This is a genomic window from Rhodanobacter sp. OK091, assembly GCF_900142825.1.
GTDB lineage: Bacteria > Pseudomonadota > Gammaproteobacteria > Xanthomonadales > Rhodanobacteraceae > Rhodanobacter.
Genome location: NZ_FRCH01000002.1, coordinates 98,890 through 116,264 on the forward strand (window position 1 = coordinate 98,890; position 17,375 = coordinate 116,264).

Annotated in this window: 13 protein-coding genes; 5 read left to right on the forward strand and 8 right to left on the reverse strand. The window is 63.8% G+C overall.

Annotation, left to right across the window (positions count from 1 at the left end):
• Window positions 1-276: 276 nt before the first annotated feature.
• The 3 genes from BUA26_RS09990 (at window position 277) to BUA26_RS10000 (ending at window position 3,229) form a co-directional block, all read left to right on the forward strand.
• A complete protein-coding gene (locus tag BUA26_RS09990; protein ID WP_072761522.1) occupies window positions 277-969 on the forward strand; it encodes a C40 family peptidase in 693 nt (230 codons plus the stop codon).
• A gap of 191 nt (window positions 970-1,160) precedes the next feature.
• Window positions 1,161-1,826, forward strand: coding sequence for a rhomboid family intramembrane serine protease (locus BUA26_RS09995; RefSeq protein ID WP_072760390.1), 666 nt, complete (start codon window positions 1,161-1,163; stop codon window positions 1,824-1,826).
• Between the two features lie 35 nt (window positions 1,827-1,861).
• Window positions 1,862-3,229, forward strand: coding sequence for an amino acid permease (locus BUA26_RS10000; RefSeq protein WP_072760392.1), 1,368 nt, complete (start codon window positions 1,862-1,864; stop codon window positions 3,227-3,229).
• 60 nt (window positions 3,230-3,289) lie between these two features.
• Here BUA26_RS10000 and rapA read toward each other — a convergent pair whose 3' ends face one another.
• The 6 genes from rapA to BUA26_RS10030 form a co-directional block, all read right to left on the reverse strand.
• On the reverse strand, window positions 3,290-6,130 hold the full coding sequence (gene rapA / locus BUA26_RS10005) for an RNA polymerase-associated protein RapA (RefSeq protein ID WP_072760394.1): 2,841 nt from the start codon (window positions 6,128-6,130) through the stop codon (window positions 3,290-3,292).
• A 122-nt stretch (window positions 6,131-6,252) separates the two neighbouring features.
• Window positions 6,253-6,933 (reverse strand): Fe2+-dependent dioxygenase, encoded by a 681-nt coding sequence (locus tag BUA26_RS10010; protein ID WP_072760396.1) that lies wholly within the window; start codon window positions 6,931-6,933, stop codon window positions 6,253-6,255.
• Between the two features lie 62 nt (window positions 6,934-6,995).
• A complete protein-coding gene (locus BUA26_RS10015) occupies window positions 6,996-9,329 on the reverse strand; it encodes a catecholate siderophore receptor Fiu (RefSeq protein WP_072760398.1) in 2,334 nt (777 codons plus the stop codon).
• 319 nt (window positions 9,330-9,648) lie between these two features.
• On the reverse strand, window positions 9,649-11,790 hold the full coding sequence (locus tag BUA26_RS10020; protein ID WP_072760400.1) for a M13 family metallopeptidase: 2,142 nt from the start codon (window positions 11,788-11,790) through the stop codon (window positions 9,649-9,651).
• A 137-nt stretch (window positions 11,791-11,927) separates the two neighbouring features.
• On the reverse strand, window positions 11,928-13,757 hold the full coding sequence (locus tag BUA26_RS10025; protein WP_143154289.1) for a M14 family metallopeptidase: 1,830 nt from the start codon (window positions 13,755-13,757) through the stop codon (window positions 11,928-11,930).
• 2 nt (window positions 13,758-13,759) lie between these two features.
• Entirely contained in the window at window positions 13,760-14,437 is a 678-nt protein-coding gene (locus BUA26_RS10030) for a DUF502 domain-containing protein (RefSeq protein ID WP_072760404.1), read from the reverse strand.
• A gap of 198 nt (window positions 14,438-14,635) precedes the next feature.
• Between BUA26_RS10030 and BUA26_RS10035 the strand changes: the two genes are divergently transcribed.
• Together BUA26_RS10035 and BUA26_RS10040 are read left to right on the forward strand one after the other, a co-directional pair.
• Window positions 14,636-15,163, forward strand: coding sequence for an RNA polymerase sigma factor (locus tag BUA26_RS10035; protein ID WP_072760406.1), 528 nt, complete (start codon window positions 14,636-14,638; stop codon window positions 15,161-15,163).
• The gene (locus BUA26_RS10040) at window positions 15,160-15,816 is read left to right on the forward strand and encodes a serine/threonine protein kinase (protein ID WP_143154251.1); all 657 of its coding nucleotides are present in this window, start codon (window positions 15,160-15,162) and stop codon (window positions 15,814-15,816) included. Before BUA26_RS10035 ends, BUA26_RS10040 begins: the two co-directional genes overlap by 4 nt.
• 93 nt (window positions 15,817-15,909) lie before the next feature.
• On the opposite strand, the gene BUA26_RS10045 is transcribed toward BUA26_RS10040, so the two are convergent.
• Window positions 15,910-16,362, reverse strand: coding sequence for a DUF4442 domain-containing protein (locus tag BUA26_RS10045; RefSeq protein WP_072760410.1), 453 nt, complete (start codon window positions 16,360-16,362; stop codon window positions 15,910-15,912).
• 128 nt (window positions 16,363-16,490) lie between these two features.
• Window positions 16,491-17,357, reverse strand: coding sequence for a thioredoxin (gene trxA, locus BUA26_RS10050; RefSeq protein ID WP_072760411.1), 867 nt, complete (start codon window positions 17,355-17,357; stop codon window positions 16,491-16,493).
• Window positions 17,358-17,375 lie beyond the last annotated feature (18 nt).

Genomic DNA, 17,375 nt, shown 5'->3' on the forward strand with positions numbered 1-17,375 from the left:
CCGATCAACCGATTGACCGCCTTTTCCGTGCTCGCTGCAGCCTTGTTCGTGATGGCACCCGTACAGGCAACGACCAGCAAGACGCACGGCAAGTCGGTCCCGGCGAAACACGTGCAGCAGGGGAAGCACACGCAAGGCAAGCTGGTTCATCACAAGCAGACGCAGACCCGACACACAGCGACGCACAAATCCATTCATTCCAAGTCGACGGCATCCGTCGCCAGCGTTGCAGACACCTCCAGCCCCGCCACCACGAATGTCGCAGTGGTCTTTGAGATGAAGCCGGCGCTGCCGGTTTTCGCTTCGTTACAGCCCAGCCCCTTCGCGCTGGATGGCGCCCAGGCCGCCGCCAAAGCCATGCCGTCATGGCTGAACCAGGCGCCGACCTTCAGCCCCGCACCGATGCTGCTGGGCCAGGGCCTCGTTTCCGCCCGTCCGCAGACCTTGCTGCGCAGCAGTGAAGCGGTCGGGAACGGCGATACGGAAGTCGACAACACCGCCGCTACCACCCAGGTTGAAGGTGACGAGCTGGCGACGGCTCTCGACGGTACCGAAAGCGCTACCGATCTGCGCAAGTCGCTGATCGCGATGGCGATGAAATTGCGCGATATCCGTTACGTGCGCGGTGGCCATGATCCCTCCACCGGCTTCGATTGCAGCGGCTTCGTCCGCTACGTGTTTGCCCATGCGATCGGCATGCAGTTGCCGAACAACTCGGCCTCGCAGTTCCTGGCCGGTCTCAAGGTCAAGCGTGCCGACATGAAGCCGGGCGACCTGGTGTTCTTCCGTACCCATGGCAAGCGGAACATTTCGCACGTGGGGATCTACATTTCGAATGGCCGCTTCATTCATTCGCCCAACACCGGCAAGTCGGTGGAGATTTCCAGTCTCGACGAGGGCTACTGGGCCAAGCGCTTTGCCGGTGCCAAGCGGCCGGAAGCGATAGCCATGGTGGCGAACAAGGGTTGAGCAAACCCGCTACTATCCACGTCGGAAGCCGCCGCAGGGCGGCTTTTGCGTTTACTGCGCTCACATCGTGCCGCGTTGCGCCGGTCCTGGAGGAACGATTTCCGCCAGGCACAGTCAGCATCGGGATGTCATCGCTGGCGGCTTCTCGCCGCCGTCGCTACGCTGGCCGTTGACCTTCCGGAAACCATCCGATGCCTTTTGATTTGCCCCCTGTCACGCGCAATCTGCTGATTGCCAATGTTGTCGTATTCCTGCTGCAACTAATGCTGCGCGACCAGACGAGCCTGGCGCTGACGCAGCATTTCGCGTTATGGCCGCTCGGCCCGGATATCTCCGGCGAGACGCCCGACGGCAATGTCATCACTGCGGGTTTCCGCGTCTGGCAGGTGGTGACGTACGCCTTCATGCATGGCAGCTTCACGCATATCCTGTTCAACATGTTCGGCCTGTACATGTTCGGCGGGACGATCGAGCGCACCTTCGGTGCGCGTCATTTCCTGATCTATTACTTTGTCTGCGCGATCGTGGCGGCCATTGCCCAGCTGATCGTGGTGCACTGGTTCACTCACGGCTTCTACCCCACGCTGGGTGCGTCGGGTGCGCTGTTCGGCATACTGCTTGCCTTCGGCATGCTGTATCCGCAGGAAAAGATGATGCTGATCTTTCTGCCGGTGCCGATGCCGGCATGGTTGTTCGTGACGGGTTACGCCGTGGTCGAACTGGTGCAAGGCGTTACCGGCACCCAGGCCGGCATCGCCCATTTCGCCCATCTGGGCGGTATGCTCGGCGGCTACGTGCTGATCGAGTACTGGCGCGGACGGCTGCCGTTCAAGCCAAAGCGGCGCCTGATGCGTTGACCGATGCCCATCGTACCCATCCATGAGCGGAAACCATGTCTGAATCCCTGCAACGCCGGCTGACCCCGCGCCACATCACTTTCATGGCGCTGGGCATGGCGATCGGCGCCGGCCTGTTCCTCGGCTCGGCCAGCACGATCAAGCTGGCCGGCCCGTCGGTGCTGTTCGCCTACCTGTTCGGTGGCGCGATGATCTTCATCATCATGCGCGCGCTCGGCGAAATGGCGGTGCAAGATCCGGTGGCCGGCTCGTTCAGCACGTATGCGCACAAGTATCTCGGGCCGTTCGCCGGCTATCTCACCGGCTGGAACTACTGGATCCTGATGATGGGTGTGGGCATCGCGGAGAGCACGGCGGTCGGCATCTACATGAAGCAGTGGTATCCCGATCTGCCGCAGTGGATCTGGACCTTCGGCAGCGTGGCGATGATCGGTGGACTGAACCTGATGGCGGTGAAGGTCTATGGCGAGCTGGAGTTCTGGTTCGCGCTGGTCAAGGTGCTCACGGTGGTGCTGATGATTCTCGGCGGCGCCACCATCATCTGGCTCGGCTGGGGCAATGGGGGCCATCCGGTGGGTCTGTCCAATCTGTGGACGCACGGCGGCTGGTTTCCGAACGGAGTGACCGGCATGGTGCTGGCGCTGCCGGTGCTGGTGTTCTCGTTCGGCGGCATCGAGACGATCGGCATGGCGGCGGCCGAGGCGGCGCAGCCGGAGCGCACGATCCCGCGTGCGGTGAACTCGGTGATCTGGCGCATCCTGATTTTCTATGTCGGCGCATTGTTCGTGATCATGGCGATCTATCCGTGGGACGAGCTGGGCACGCAAGGCAGCCCGTTCGTGGTGACCTTCGCCAAGCTCGGCATCCCGCAGGCGGCCGGGCTGATCAATTTCGTGGTCATCACCGCGGCACTGTCGAGCTTCAACTCCACCACCTTCAGCGGCAGCCGCATGCTGTACAGCCTGTCGACCAAGCGGCAGGCGCCCATTGCGTTGCAGCGTTTGAGCAAGCACGGCGTACCGGTGCGCGGCGTGCTGGTGACCATGGCCTGCCTGATGGTGGGCGTGCTGCTGAACTATCTAGTGCCCGAGCGCATCTTCGGCATGATGATGTCGATCCTCGCCTTCAATACCGTGTGGACGTGGGGCATGGTGCTGATCGCGCACTGGCGTTTCCGCCGGCAGCAGACGGGCGCACTGGCGTTCCAGCTGCGCTGGTGGCCGCTGAGCAGCGTGGTGTGCCTCGCGTTTCTCGCGTTTGTGCTGGTGATGCTCGGCTACAGCCCGGATACCCGGGTGGCGCTGTATGTGGGTGTGGCGTGGGTACTGTTGCTGACGCTTGCGTACAAGGTGTTTGGCGTCGACCGCCGCTTGCTGGCGGTACAGAACGTACCCGTCGGCTGATCACTAGGCAGCAGCACAGCAACGGGGTTTGCGACCGGCGGTCGCCGCAGCGCCGCCGGCTCAGCGCAGCGCGAGGAAATCCGGGCTGACCACGAAACGCACCGCGTCCAGACGCAGGCGGGATAGCGGCAACGCAGCCAGCAAGCGGGTGCGTTCGTCGGCCACGGCGGTGATTTCCGTTTCGCTGACCGACGGGTTCACTGCGTGCAATGCAAGCAGGCGTGATAGTTCGGCATCCAGCGTCTCGGTGGCAAGGCTCACCGCTTCGTCGATGCTGGCCTGTCCCCGCGCCGTGGCGAGTGTCTCGGCGCGGGCCAGCATCGGCGGCACCAGCTTGCCGAGGAACTTGCGGTAGCGCACGACTTCGATATTCCGATCGGCGGCCTTGCGCAAGGCAATGTCGCTGGGGACGAAATCGGCGCGCTCGGCCAATCGGGTATCGACGGTGACCACGATAGGCAGGGTCGGCAGGAAGCGCTCGGCGTCGAGTCGGCGATCGGCCACGCATTCGAGTACATAGATGGCCTGCAGCAAGGCAGTGCGCGCCGGCAATACATCGTCGACCATGAAAGCCGCATTGCCTTGTTCACCGGACAGCGCCAGATCCATCGCGCCGGCGACCAACGGGTGATCCAGCCGCAGCAGCGGCAACTCTTCGCGCGCCAGGGCCACGTCGCGGGCGAACGTCACCGATTGCGGGCCCTCCGCGAAGCCGGGCAGGGCGTCGGTGGAAAGGTATTGCGGATCGAGCAGCAGCACCTGGCCGCCGAGCTCCTCGGCGTGGATGCCGAAGGCTTCGAGCAGGCGCTGCACGAACGCGTCGCGGCCCGGATCGACATCCTCGCGGGCGAACGCCTGCTGCAGTTCGTCGGCATGCAGGTCGCGGCTGGCGGCCAGCTCCAGCAGATGATCGCGGCCGCCGCGTATCAGTTCGGCCATCTGTTCGTGACTGGCACGGGTTTCGGCCAGCAGCACGTCCAGTTCCTGGTCGCGGTTGTCGTCGCCGCGCGCATGTTCGTCGGCCAGCCGGGCCAGCGGTTCGCCATAGCGGCGCAACAGCTCGCGGCCGTCGGCCGGACTGACGCGGAACGCGTCGATCCCTTCGTCGTACCAGCGCGCCAGCACGTGCTGTGCGCTGTCGGCGACGACCAGGATATGGATGTTGATGTCGTGTTTCTGGCCGATCCGGTCGAGGCGGCCTATGCGCTGTTCGAGCAGGTCCGGATCCAGTGGCAGATCCCACAGGATCAGCCGGTGCGCGAACTGGAAGTTGCGTCCTTCCGAGCCGATCTCCGAACACAGCAGCAGGCGCGCGCCGTCAGGCTGGGCGAAATACGCGGCATTGCGGTCGCGCTGCACGATGCCGAGGCCTTCGTGGAAGCGGGCCACGGCGACACCGCTGCGTGTGCGCAGTACGTCTTCCAATGCCAGCACCTTGGCGTGGCTGCGGCAGATCAGCAGGAATTTGTCCTGCGGGTGCTGATCGAGCAACGCGATCAAGGTGTCGATGCGCGGGTCGGTGCTGTAGTCGACCTCGATCAGCGGCGATGGCTGCTGGATGTCGGCGTGGAATTCGGCCAGCAGCGACTGGCGAGTGTTCTCCTGCAGCGTTTCGGCATCGAGCAGGTGCCATTCGGGTTGGCGCTTGGGAAAGCCGCCGACGCCGGCGCGGTTGTTGCGGAACATCGCACGACCGGTGCCATGGCGGTCGATCAGCGCGGCGAGCAGGTCGCGCGCGTTCGCCGGTTTGGTCGATTCGGCCAGCTGCGCGATGAGCGACTCGTCGCCGTGGAAGGCTTCGGCGAGGGTAGCGCGCTGGGCGTCGTCGAGCGCGTTGCCGTCGAGCAGCCGATCGGCGATCTTCGACAGTGCCTGATAGGCGTCGGCTTCGGCCAGATAGCCGTCCAGGTCGTAATAACGCTGTGGGTCGAGCAGGCGAAGGCGGGCGAAGTGGCCGCTGCGGCCGAGCTGTTCCGGTGTGGCGGTGAGCAGAATCACGCCGGGGACGGCGGCAGCGAGCCGTTCCACCATCGTGTAGCGCGGGCTGGCGGTCTCGGGCGACCACGCCAGATGGTGCGCCTCGTCGACCACCAGCAGATCCCACGGTGCATCCAGTAATTGCTGCGCGTGTTTCGGCGAATTTTCGAGAAAGCCGAAGTCGGCGATTACCAGCTGCTCGTCCTCGAACGGGTTGCTGTCGTCGCCGGATTGTTCCAGCGCCTCGCAACGCTCCTCGTCATAGATCGCGAAACTGAGATTGAAGCGGCGCAGCAGCTCGACGAACCACTGGTATACCAACGTGTCGGGCAACAGCAGCAGCACACGCGAAGCGCGACCGGTGGCGAGCTGGCGGGCGATGATCATGCCGGCCTCGATGGTCTTGCCCAAGCCGACTTCGTCGGCCAGCAGTACCCGTGGTGGCCGGCGCGCGGAGGCAATGCCGGCCACGCGCAGCTGGTGCGGCACCAGCCCGATCCGCGCGGCGCCGAGGCCCCACATCGGCGAACGGCGTGCTTCCGCACGCCGCTTGAGGCCTTCCAGGCGCAGTTCGAACTGCGCGACGGCATCCGTGCGGCCGCCGATCAGCCGGTCGTCGGCCTGGCTCACGCTCTGCTCGTCGTCGAGCTGGCCTTCTTCCAGCTCACGGCCTTCGCCGCGGTAGATCAGCAGCTCGTCGCGAATTTCCACCCGCTCGACCAGGAACGCGATGCCCTTGCCGGCCACGCGCTGGCCGGCGCGGAACTCGGCGCGCAGCAGCGGTGCCGAGTCGATGGCGTAAGGGCGCAGCACGCCGGCCTTGGCGAACAGCACCTGCACGCCGCGTCCTTCGACGCGCAATACGGTGCCGAGGCCGAGCTCGGGTTCGGCAGAGGAGATCCAGCGTTGACCAGGTACGAACATTATTCAGCCGCGTTGCATCAAGGGCCGACGATTATCCGCCCCACGGCGCGTGGTGGGAACAGCTGGCGACGCAGAGTCAGTGGCGGTGGAGGCAATCGCTGCTATAAGGGTGCCCTAAGTGCTCAGGTTTCGGCCCACTGGCGCAGCAGGTTGTGATAGACGCCGGTCAGCTGCAGCACCGCAGCGGCATCGGCGCCGGATTGGGTCAGGGCCTGGATCGACGTATCCAGCTCGAACAACAGCCGGCGCCGGCTGTCGTCGCGGATCAGGCTTTGCACCCAGAAGAATGCGGCCAGCCGCGCCCCGCGCGTCACCGGTTGCACCCGATGCAGACTGCTGGAGGGATAGACGATCAAGTCGCCGGCCGGCAGTTTCACCTCATGCTCGCCGTAGGTGTCGCTGACGATCAGCTCGCCGCCGTCGTAGTCGTCCGGTTCGCTGAGGAACAGCGTGCAGGAGATGTCGCTGCGCAGCTGGCCGGCGTCGACGGGGAGTGCCATGACCGCGCCGTCGACATGGAAGCCGTAGTGGCCGCCGCCCTCGTAGCGGTTGAAGCGCGGCGGCAGGGTACGCAGCGGCAACGTTGCCGCGTGATAGAGCGGATGTTTCGCCAGCGCCGACAGCACGGTCTGGCCCAACTGCTGGCGCAGTGGCGACGTATCCGGCAGCTGCTGATTGCGTTTCACCCGGGCGCCTTGTGTACCGACGGTTTGGCGGCCATCGGTCCAGTTGGCGCCGTCGAGCGCGGCACGCATCTGGATGACTTGTTCGCGGTCGATGACGTCGGGGATGTGCAACAGCATGAGGAGAGTTCCAACATGAAAATTCCCCTTCTCCCAAGCGGAGAAGGGCTCGAAAGCAAACGTCAGAAGCGGAAGTTGACGGTGAGCATCGCCGAACGTGGCGTGCCGGGGGTGTAACGGTAGCCGCTCTTGTTGATCGCCGCGACGTAGTCCTTGTCGAACAGGTTGTACAGGTTCAACTGCAGATCGAGCTGCTTGTTGAGCGGATAGCTGGCCATCGCATCGAACACCCAGTACGCCTCGGTGAAGGCCGGCGTGCCGATCGCGCTGTCGGTGCCGCGCTTCATCTCGCCGGCATAGCGGGCACCGCCGCCGATAGTGAGGTTGAACGGCAGGCGCCAGGTGGTCCAGGCGGTGAACGCGCTTTTCGGCGTATAGGCCAGATCGCTGGAGCCATCGTTGGCCACCGCGCTGCCGTTGATCACCTTGGCATCCATCGTGGTGTAGCCGGCGCTGACCGCCCAGTTGTCGGTGAGCTTGCCGACTGCGCTCAGCTCGATGCCTTGCACGCGCTTTTTGCCGACCTGGTAGTACTGCAGGTCGACCGGATCCTGCACCAGGTCGTTGCTGACGGTGGTGCGGTACAGCGCGCCGGTCAGCAGCAGCTTTTCATCGAGCAAGTCCCATTTGGTGCCGAACTCGATCGTGCGTGCCTTCTGCGGATCGAGGTTGGGGTTGTCGGCACTGTTGGCGGCGGCGCTGAAGGTCAGCGTATTGCCGCCCGGCGGCTCCTGCGATACGGCGAAGTTCGCATAGATGCTGCCGATGGCGGCCGGCTTGTACAACACACCGAGCTTGTAGTTGGGCAGGTTGCCGGATTTGCTGGCGTCCACGCCGGGCAGCACGCTGCCGGCCGGCAACGCGCCGCAGGCCGGGCCGTTGCGGGCACCGCAGACCACCAGGCTGTTGAAGTCGGTGGTGTAGTGATCCAGCCGTACGCCGGCGTTGACCTGCCATTGTTCGTTGAACTTCAGCGTATCGAACAGGTAGGCCGCCATAGTGTTCGTCTTGCCCTGGCTGCCGGCGCCGGTTGGGCCGTAGATCAGGCCGCCGACATCGGAGCTCGGGTCATACAGGTTGGCAGCCGGCCACGCGCTTCGCGTACCAAGACCCACCGTGCCCGCCTTCTCCTGGCTCAGCTCGACACCGGCACTGAGGCTGTGCGTGAAGCTGCCGGTGGCTATCGTTGCCGTGATATTGGTCTGATTGGTCAGGATGCGGTTGACCTGCTGCTTGAAGGTCGGATTGCTGCGCGCAATCGTCCAGGTCGACGGATCGGCTGGGTTCGGTGTGAGCAGATTGGCAGAGCTGCCCATGAACGAAGTCAGCAGGTAGTTCTGCCGTGTGCGGCCCCAGCGCGTGGTGTTGTGCAAGGTGATGTTGGGCGAGAAGTCGTGTTCGACGATGGCGGTGAACATGTCCGCCTGCACATCGTCGTGATCGCTGTCGGTGCCGTAGAAGTTCTCGGGATCGACCCTGGCGGCGCTGGTAAGGAACCGGCGGTTCGAGTCCGGGCTGCTGTAGCCGGGCAGGCCGATGGTCGGCACGCCGCCGTCGGGAACATTGCTCTGCTTCACATGCAGGAAGTCGAGGTACACGCGCGTAGGTGTCTGCAGGCCGAAGGCCAGGGAGGGAGCGATGCCCCAGCGGTTGTTCTCGACCTTGTCGCGTCCCGGTACGCCGCTGTCCTGGCCCATCACGTTGAGGCGGAAGGCGGAGTGGCTGCCCAGCGTCTGGTTCCAGTCGGCGGTGGCGCGCTTATGCTGGGCGCTGCCGTAGGCTACCGAGCCTGAAACGCCATCGCCCAGCTGCGGTTGCTTGCTGACCAGGTTCACCGAACCGGTGGGCGCGGTGCGGCCGTTGTCGGTGCCGGCTGGCCCTTTGGTGACCTCGACCTGCTCGATATTGAATATGTCGCGTGAGATCGAGCCGAGGTCACGCACACCATCGACGAAGATGCTGCCCGAGGTGTCGAAGCCGCGCATATAGATGCCGTCGCCGGTGGTGGTGGCGCCGTTTTCACCGACAAAAAAAGTACCCACGCCCGGGCTGTTGCGCAGCGCTTCGGTCAGCGTGGTGGCGCCTTGCTGCTGGATCAGCTCCTTGGTGATCACGTTGACTGTCTGCGTGGTGTCGAGCAGTGGCTGGGTGAATTTCGGGGAGGAGAGGCGGTCGACGCGATAGTCGTTGCTGGTGGCTTCCACTTTCACGCCAGGCAGGTTCTTCGCATTGGCGACCTGGGCGTCGCTGGACGGTGTGGATGCAGGCGTGTCCATGGCGGCTGCAGGAAGGGCCAATGCCAGACCGGTGAGCAAGGTGGCGGCGCTCGCCAAACCGGATGCCGAAGAGGACTTGCGAGGAGCGATCGGGTGCTTGCAGCTGTTGATGAAGGCCATGGGGATCCTGATGAGTGGCTTTTTCGGGCCAGCAGAAAGCACGCACAGCGGGGTGGCTGTGTGGGCGATTGCGTGCCACGGCGGGCGGGAAGCTGAGCTTTATGAAACGTGCCGGCGATGTCGCTGCGCGAATCGGCCAGGGCGTGCATGTACGATAATTTTAATGAGAATGATTTGCAATACCGAAATATCAGAGAGGCATGCCGGCAGCGCAAAACCGTCGGAGGCTGGTGGCACGGCCCACGAAAAAGGCCCCGCATTCACATGCGGGGCCTTGGTATTCGTGCCGCGATGATCTGCGGCACTTAGAGGCAGCGGCTTACCAGATCTTCACTTGCGTGTCGGCCGAACGCACCATCGCATCGCCGGGCTTGCACTGGAACGCGGTGGCGAACGCTTCCATGTTTGTCGGTGCGGCCATGGCGCGGATCGATATCGGTGCGTGCGGGTCGGTGTTGAGCCGCAGCTCCATCTGCTTCTCGCGCGTGCTGCCGCGCCAGACGCGCGCCCAGTTGAGGAAGAAGCGCTGGTCTTCGGTATAGCCGTCGATCTGCTTGCCGGCTGTGGCCGGATCCGTTTTCAGCGCGGTCTGCAGAGCGTCATAGGCCACGTTGAGGCCGCCCAGGTCGGCGATGTTCTCGCCCAGGGTCAGCTTGCCGTTGACGTGCAGGTCGGGCTTGTCCTTGATCGGCGCGTAGGCATTGAACTGGTCCACCAGCTTGCCGGTGCGGGCATTGAACTGGGTCTTGTCATCCTTGGTCCACCAGTCTTTCTGGTTGCCGTCGCCATCGAACTGGCTCCCTTCGTCGTCGAAGCCATGGCTGGCCTCGTGGCCGATCACGGCGCCGATGCCGCCGTAGTTGATCGCATCGTCGGCCTTGGCATCGAAGAACGGCGGCTGCAGGATCGCGGCCGGGAAGTTGATCGTGTTGTCGGTCGGGTTGTAATACGCATTGACCGTCTGCGGGGTCATGCCCCATTCCTTGCGGTCGGTCGGCTTGCCGATCTTGGCGGTGTCGTACTGATAGTTGAACTTGCCGGCGGCTTCGACGTTGGCGTAGTAGTTATCCGGCTTGATGTCCAGACCGGACCAGTCGCGCCACTTGTCGGGGTAGCCGATCTTCGGCAGGAACTTGTTCCACTTGTCGACCGCCTTGGCCTTGGTGTCGGCGCTCATCCAATCGAGGTTCTCGATGCGGGCCTTCAGCGCATTGCGCACGTTGGTGACCAGCTCCTCGGCGCGCTGCTTGGCTTCCGGGGTGAACTCCTTGGCTACGTACAACTGGCCCAGGGCCTGGCCCATGCCCTGGTTGACGGCGCCCAGCACGCGCTTCCAGCGTGGTTTCTGTTGCGGTTGTCCAGCCAGCGTGGTGCCGTAGAACGCGAACTTGTTGTCCTGGAAATTCTTGCTGAGATACGGTGAGGCATCGTCGATCGCGTGGAAGCGCAGATAAGCCTGCCACTGGCTGACCGGGGTGCTTGTCAGCATCTTGTCGAACTCGGCGAAGAACTTCGGCTGCGACAGCGAGAAGCCCTTGTCGACGGTCACGCCCTGGGCGGCAAAGAACTTGTCCCAGTGGAAGTGCGGAGTGACCTTGCCGGCGTCCTTGACGCTGACGAAGTGGTACTGGTTCTTCGGATCGCGTTCTTCCACCGGCGTCAGCGAAGCAGCGGCGAGCTGGGTTTCAAATTTCAGCACGTCATCGGCCTGCTTCTTCGCATCGGCCTCGGCGACACCCGTCAGTTCGAGCGACTTGGCGATATAGGCGACATAGGCATCGCGGATCGCCTTGTAGTCCGGCTTGGTGTAGTAGTCCTTGGTCGGCAGACCCAGACCGGCTTCATTGGCATATGCGATCTGCATGTCGGCATGCTGGAAGTCGGCGCCGGAGCCGAACTGGAACACCTGGCCGTCGCCTTCGGTGTAGCGCTGGGTGATGAAGTCGGCTACATCGCTGCTGCTCTTCAAGCCGGCGATGGCGTCGAGCTTGGGCTTGAGCGGGTCGAAGCCATTCTTCTCGATGGTCGCCTCGTCCATGCCCGAGTGATAGAGCCAGCCGATCTTCTGCTCGATCGAGCCGGCTTTGGCGCTGTCCGCGTTCTTGCTGGCTTCGTCGACGATGTCGTGCTGAGTCTTCAGGCTCGCTTCGTTGAGCATATTGAAGGCGCCCCAGCTGGTCTGATCGTTCGGGATCGGATTGGCAGCCACCCACTTGGCATTGACGAAGCCGTTGAAGTCCTGGCAGACGTTGATCTTCGGGTCGAGCTCGCTGACGTCGAAGATGCTCTTGCCGATGTCGGCTGCCGCCGTGGTGCTGGCGGCAGCCGGGGCGGTACTGGCAGCGCCGGGACTGCTTGCCGGCGCGTTGGCAGCCGGCTCCTGTTTGCCGCAGGCAGTCAGCGCCAGGCCCAGGCTCACGGCCAGTGCCAACGCCAGGGGCTTCAGATATTGCTTGCTCATGGATATCCCTCTGTGAGTGATGTTGCCCGTCGGGCGGTTACGGTGATGCTGGATGGAGCGCGATGTCGTGTCCCCCCGAATCGCGGCCATACCTGTTCACGCTAGGTCAAACGTCATGGGTCAGACAGTGTCATAGGTCAGGGGTTGCCGTCACTCCCAGTCGGGGCGCGATTCGCCGGCAAATGATGCAGTTGCCCGGCATCCAGCCGCAGTACGGGATAGGCGCCGACGTGCTGGGCGGTGTACCACGGCGAGCGCTCGAAGAAGAACTGCAGACGGGCGCTGCTGTTGGCGGCGAAGGCGGGGTCGTCGTGCAGTTTGTGCTGGAACCCGGCGTGCAGCGCCGGGTCTTTCGCCAGCATCTCGCGCGCCAGCTGCTCCACCACGCGGGGCTCGCCGTATTCCTTGATCTCGAAGACCGCATTGAGAAAGCCCCAGTGCAGCAGGGAGTCGGGCGCCTGCGGCTCGAGCAGGTTGATCGCCACGTTGGCGGTGCGCTGGTCCAGCGGCACGATCACCGAACCGGCCGGCAGGGTGACTTCACGCGGCGCCGTACGCTGGGTGAAGTCGCGCAGCATCAAGTGGCCTTCGAACGGCTTGCCCGCCCAGCTCGGATCATCGAGCTGGTAGCCCTCCGCGTGGATCGTCACCGGCCGGTCGATGCGCTGGTAGCGGATGCCATGCGCGTCGAGCTTGTCGATGATTGCGGTCCATTGCGCCGGCACCGCGTAGGCGGCCGGCGGGGTGATCGACAGGTCCGGCAACAAGCCGTTCCAGTTGTCGATGGTGTAGCTCTGCGGTCGACTCGGGTCGTACTGGATCCAGTGGCTGCCGGAGATGTCGCTGTGGCTGATCGTGAACGCGTAGCCCTTGAGTTCGTAAGGCGTCGATTGCGGATCCGGCTTGAATGTCAGCGGTACCGACGAGTGCGGATGATGGGCACGGGCGACGGTGTCGGCATCGGCCCTGGCGGTAGTGGCCAGCAGCGCCACCGGGTGCTGGTTGATTTGCTCCAGCATCAATTCGACCAGGTCATAGGTGGCATGCACGCGGTTCGCGTATGGCTTCAGCATGTGCGTTTCGATAAGCAGCGCGGGGCGGTTCTGCAACGCCGCGTAGCCGGTGGAGAAACGCGTGCCGGAGCCGAAATTCGCTATCCCCTTGCGCGGATCGCGGCCGTCCTTGAACTCCAGATAGATCGAGGCGAGGTGGCCGCGCTTCTCATACGCGGGTATCGCGTGGTTGAAGATCGCGTCGTGCTGCCACTCGTTCACGGCCGGATTGAGCTTGTGCGGATCCTCGGTATACCAGGTCAGGTCGTATTGATAGTCGGCACCGTCGGTGGTGTGCACGTCGATCAGGAAATCCGGCAGCCAGCGCTGCCACAGCTTCAGCCACGCGCGCATCTCCGGCGCATCGGCCTTGACGTAGTCGCGGTTGAGGTTGAGGTATTGCGACTGGCCGCGGAAGCCCATGCTGTCCGGGCCGTTCTGGTTGATGCGGTGGTACGGCGACGAGTTCTCGTGGCCGTCCACGCTGAACACTGGGATATACACCAGCACCAGATGATCGAGCAGGTGCGGGTACTTGCCGGTGACCGCGATATCGCGCAACAGCATCAGCCCAGCATCCTTGCCCTCGATCTCGCCCGGATGGATGCCGGCCTGCAACAGCACCACCGGCTTGCCGGCCTTGCGTGCGGCGGCGGGATCGAACGTGCCGTCACCGCTGGCGATCACCACCGTCATCGGCCGGCCTTGCGGCGTGGTGCCGAACGTAGCCACGCGGATCACGTTCGGCGCCGCCAGCTGCAGGCGTTCCAGATAGGCCAGCGTATCGGCATAGCTGGGTGTCGTACGGAATTGCGCAGCCTCCGCCGGCGTGGTCCAGTCGATGGCGTTCGAATCGGCGGCATGCGTGGTCATGGCGGCAACTCCAAGCAAAGCGGACAGCAGGACGTGACGCAGACTCATGCCTGATCTTCCGCGGCGTCATGATGCAACGCTGCGGGCGAAGCGGGCAGCGTATCGGGCGCTACCGCACCTCCGGAAATGATGAAGGCCATGGCTTGATCCATCGTCCAATCGGTGGGCGTCAGTTCGCCCAGCGGCAGCACGACGAGATAACCGCCGGTGGGATTCGGTGTAGTCGGAACGAACACGGCGGCCATCTCGCGGCCGGTGCCGTCCTCGACCATCACTCGGGTGACGAAGCCCACCACTTTCATGCCGCGGCGCGGGAATTCCACCAGCACCACGCGCTGTACGCCGGACGGCTTGTTCTGCAATACCGCCATCAACTTCTTGGTACCGCCGTAGATCGTCTGCACCACCGGGATGCGCGCGAGCAGGCCGTCGAACGCGTTGATGAAACGCTGGCCGATCACCCGGTTAGCCAGCCAGCCGAGCAGGTACAGCGCCAGCAGCGTAATCAGCAGCGCGATGATGAAGGTCAGCCATTGCGTGTTGAGCGTATCGGCCGCACGCGGCGCCACCAGCGCCAGCGCGCCCAGCAGTGCGTTGACCAGTGGTGCGCCGATGCCGGCCAGCATGCCCAGCACGAACTTGAACACCAGCCAGGTCACCCACAACGGAATGAAGGTGAGCAGGCCGGTGAGCAGGTAGCGTTTGAGGCGCAGGGGGCGCATGGCGGATTCAGCTGGAGAGGGGGAGAGTCATTCATTCTAGAGGACGGCGCTAAGGTAGCGGCATAGCTGCCTGCCGGCACAGTTGGCGACGATGACGGGGCAGGTGGGATCATCAATCGCAGCTGCTGCTGCAGGTCGCTGTGATTTTTTTCGCGGCCGTGCGAATCATGTGGTGAATCGCAGGGAACATCGACGTCCATGACCGCCAGACAACATCAGCAACGCTTCGAATCGCTGTTGCGCGAACATCGCAGGATAGTCTTCAAGGTGGCCTGTCTGTACAGCCGCAGCGCCGCCGATCGCGAAGACCTGGTGCAGGAGATAAGCGCGCAGTTGTGGCGCTCGTTTGGCGGCTACGACCAGGCCCGGGCGAAGTTCTCCACCTGGATGTACCGCATTGCGTTGAACGTGGCGATTTCGCAGGCGCGGCGTGAACACTGGTCGGAGGCCAGCCGCTTCGAGCCGCTGGAGGCGCACCACCTAGAAACCATCAGCGGGGGCGAGCCGATTGCCGAACAGGACGAGCGGCTGCAGGCGCTGTACGCGTTCATCGGCCAGCTCGATCCGCTCAACCGCGCGCTGATCCTGCTGTACCTGGAAGACCGCGGCTACGCCGATATAGCCGAGATCCTCGGCATCAGCGAAACCAATGTAGCGACCAAGATCGGCCGCATCAAACAGAAACTGCGCGGGCAGATGACCGCCGCGGAGACTACCGGAGCATGAGCATGGAATTGGACGAGATGAAAATCGCCTGGCAGGCGCTGGATCGCCGGCTGGAACAGCAGCACACATTGAGCCTGCAACTATTTCGCGATGGCCGCCTGGACAAGCTGCGGCGCGGATTACGGCCGCTGGCATGGGGACAGGCGATCCAGATGGCGATCGGCGTACTCGGCTTGTTGGTGCTGGCGCCGATCTGGATCGCTCACTGGCGCGATCCCGCCGTGCTGATTGCCGGTGTGGTGATGCATGCTTATTGCGTGGGTCTGATCATCGTGGGTGCGGCGGTGCAGACGCAGGTCGCCCGCATCGACTATGGCGCGCCGGTGCTGGCGATCCAGCGCCAGTTGCTGCGATTGCGGCGAACCTATGCATTCTGGGGTGCGGTAGCGGTCGGTTTGCCATGGTGGTTTCTGACAGCGCCGTTGCTGGTGGTATTGAGTCGCGGTGCGATCATGACCAATGCGCCACTGGCGATCTGGGCCCAGCTGGCGATCGGCGCGGTTGGCTTGTTTGCGACGTGGAGGTTCCATCGCTGGTCGCGTCGGCCGGAACGTGCAGTGCTGGCACGCAAGCTCGACGATGCCAACTCCGGTGGCAGCATCCGCCGTGCGCAGGCGGCGCTGGACGAGGTCGCGCGATTCGAGCAGGAATGACACGCCTTGTAGAAGACAAGGCGCGAAGAACCTGAGGTATGCGGTGTCCCCTACCGACAGCTTTGCCGTTTGAAGGAGGGGGCAAACTCAGGATCAGCGCGCTTTCGGCTTCAGCCGCACGTAGATTTGCTTGCGCACGATGGCGATGACCTCGCCGGAGGCGGTCTTCACTTCGGTCTCGAACCAGCGCAGCACTTTCTCGCCGCCCGCGGCCGCTGCACGAAGCTCGTCGACCACGACGGGTTCCAGTTTGAAATGGGCGTAGACATCCTCGCGCCCCGGCGCGATGAAATCGATCGCACCGGCCTTGTCCCACACGTAGTAATCGTTGCCGAGCTGATGCATCACCAGCAGCATCCAGAACGGATCGGTCATCGAGAACAGGTTGCCGCCGAACTGGCTGCGCACGTAATTCCGGTTCCACGGGCGCAGCCGCAGTACCACCCGCGCCTCGCCATAGTCGTCGCTGAGCGCCTGTACACGGATGGAGTTGCACAGGAACGGCGGCCACAGGTTGAGCAGGCGGCGGAAAGTGGATGCGCGCATGTGTCGGAATCCGGGCAGTGACTGTGGGAGCGACTTCGGTCGCGATGCTTTTCCAGCCTTGAAAGCATCGCGACTGAAGTCGCTCCTACATGATGGGGATGAGCGGGCGAGCGCCGCGGTGGCGGTGCTCAGAACAGCAACGAAGCCATCTTGCGCCGATAGCGGCCGACCAGCTCGGCATCGTCGAGCGTGGCAAACGCGGCGAGCAGGCGTTTCCTGGCTTGACCTTCATTCCAGTCGCGAGCTTTCTGCAGGATGAGCAGGAACTGTTCTAGGCCGGCTTCGGCATCGCCTTCGAGCAGCAGGCGAACCCCCAACTGATCACGCGCAGCCCAGTCGCCGGCGTCGGTCTGCAAGCGTTGCTGCAATTCAGCCCGTGTGGGCGCATCTTTCAGCGCATGAGCCAGGTCCAGCTCGCTGCGCAGACGTACCGCGCGTGCATCGATGGCGAGATTGGCGGGCAGCGCCATCAAGGCTGCTTCGGCAGCATCGGTCTGGCCGGCGTGCATCAGTGCCAGGGCCAGTTCGAGTTTCAGTTCGGACTTGCCCGGCTCGGCGGCGATCGCCTGCTGCAGCCGGTCGATGGCCTGCTCCGGATTTTCCGGCACGGCTTCTTGTTCGATGGCTTGTTCGGCCGCTTCCAGCGGTTGCACATGGCGCGACAGGAATTCGCGCAGCTGGCCCTCAGGCAACGCGCCGGCGAAACCATCGAGTACCTGGCCGTCCTTCACCAGCACCACCGTGGGCACGCTGCGAATGCCGAACATGCCGGCCAGTTCCTGCTGTTTGTCCACATCGACTTTGCCGAGCCGGAACGCGCCGTTGTATTCGGCGGCGAGCTTTTCCAGCATCGGGCCGAGTGTCTTGCACGGTTCGCACCAGGTCGCCCAGAAATCCACCAGCACCGGTGTGGTCAGGGAAGCCTGAAGCACCTCGGTTTCAAAGGTTTGCTGATCGACATCGAAGACATGATCGGTGAGGGTGGCATCGGTCACGGGAAACTCCAGCTCGGC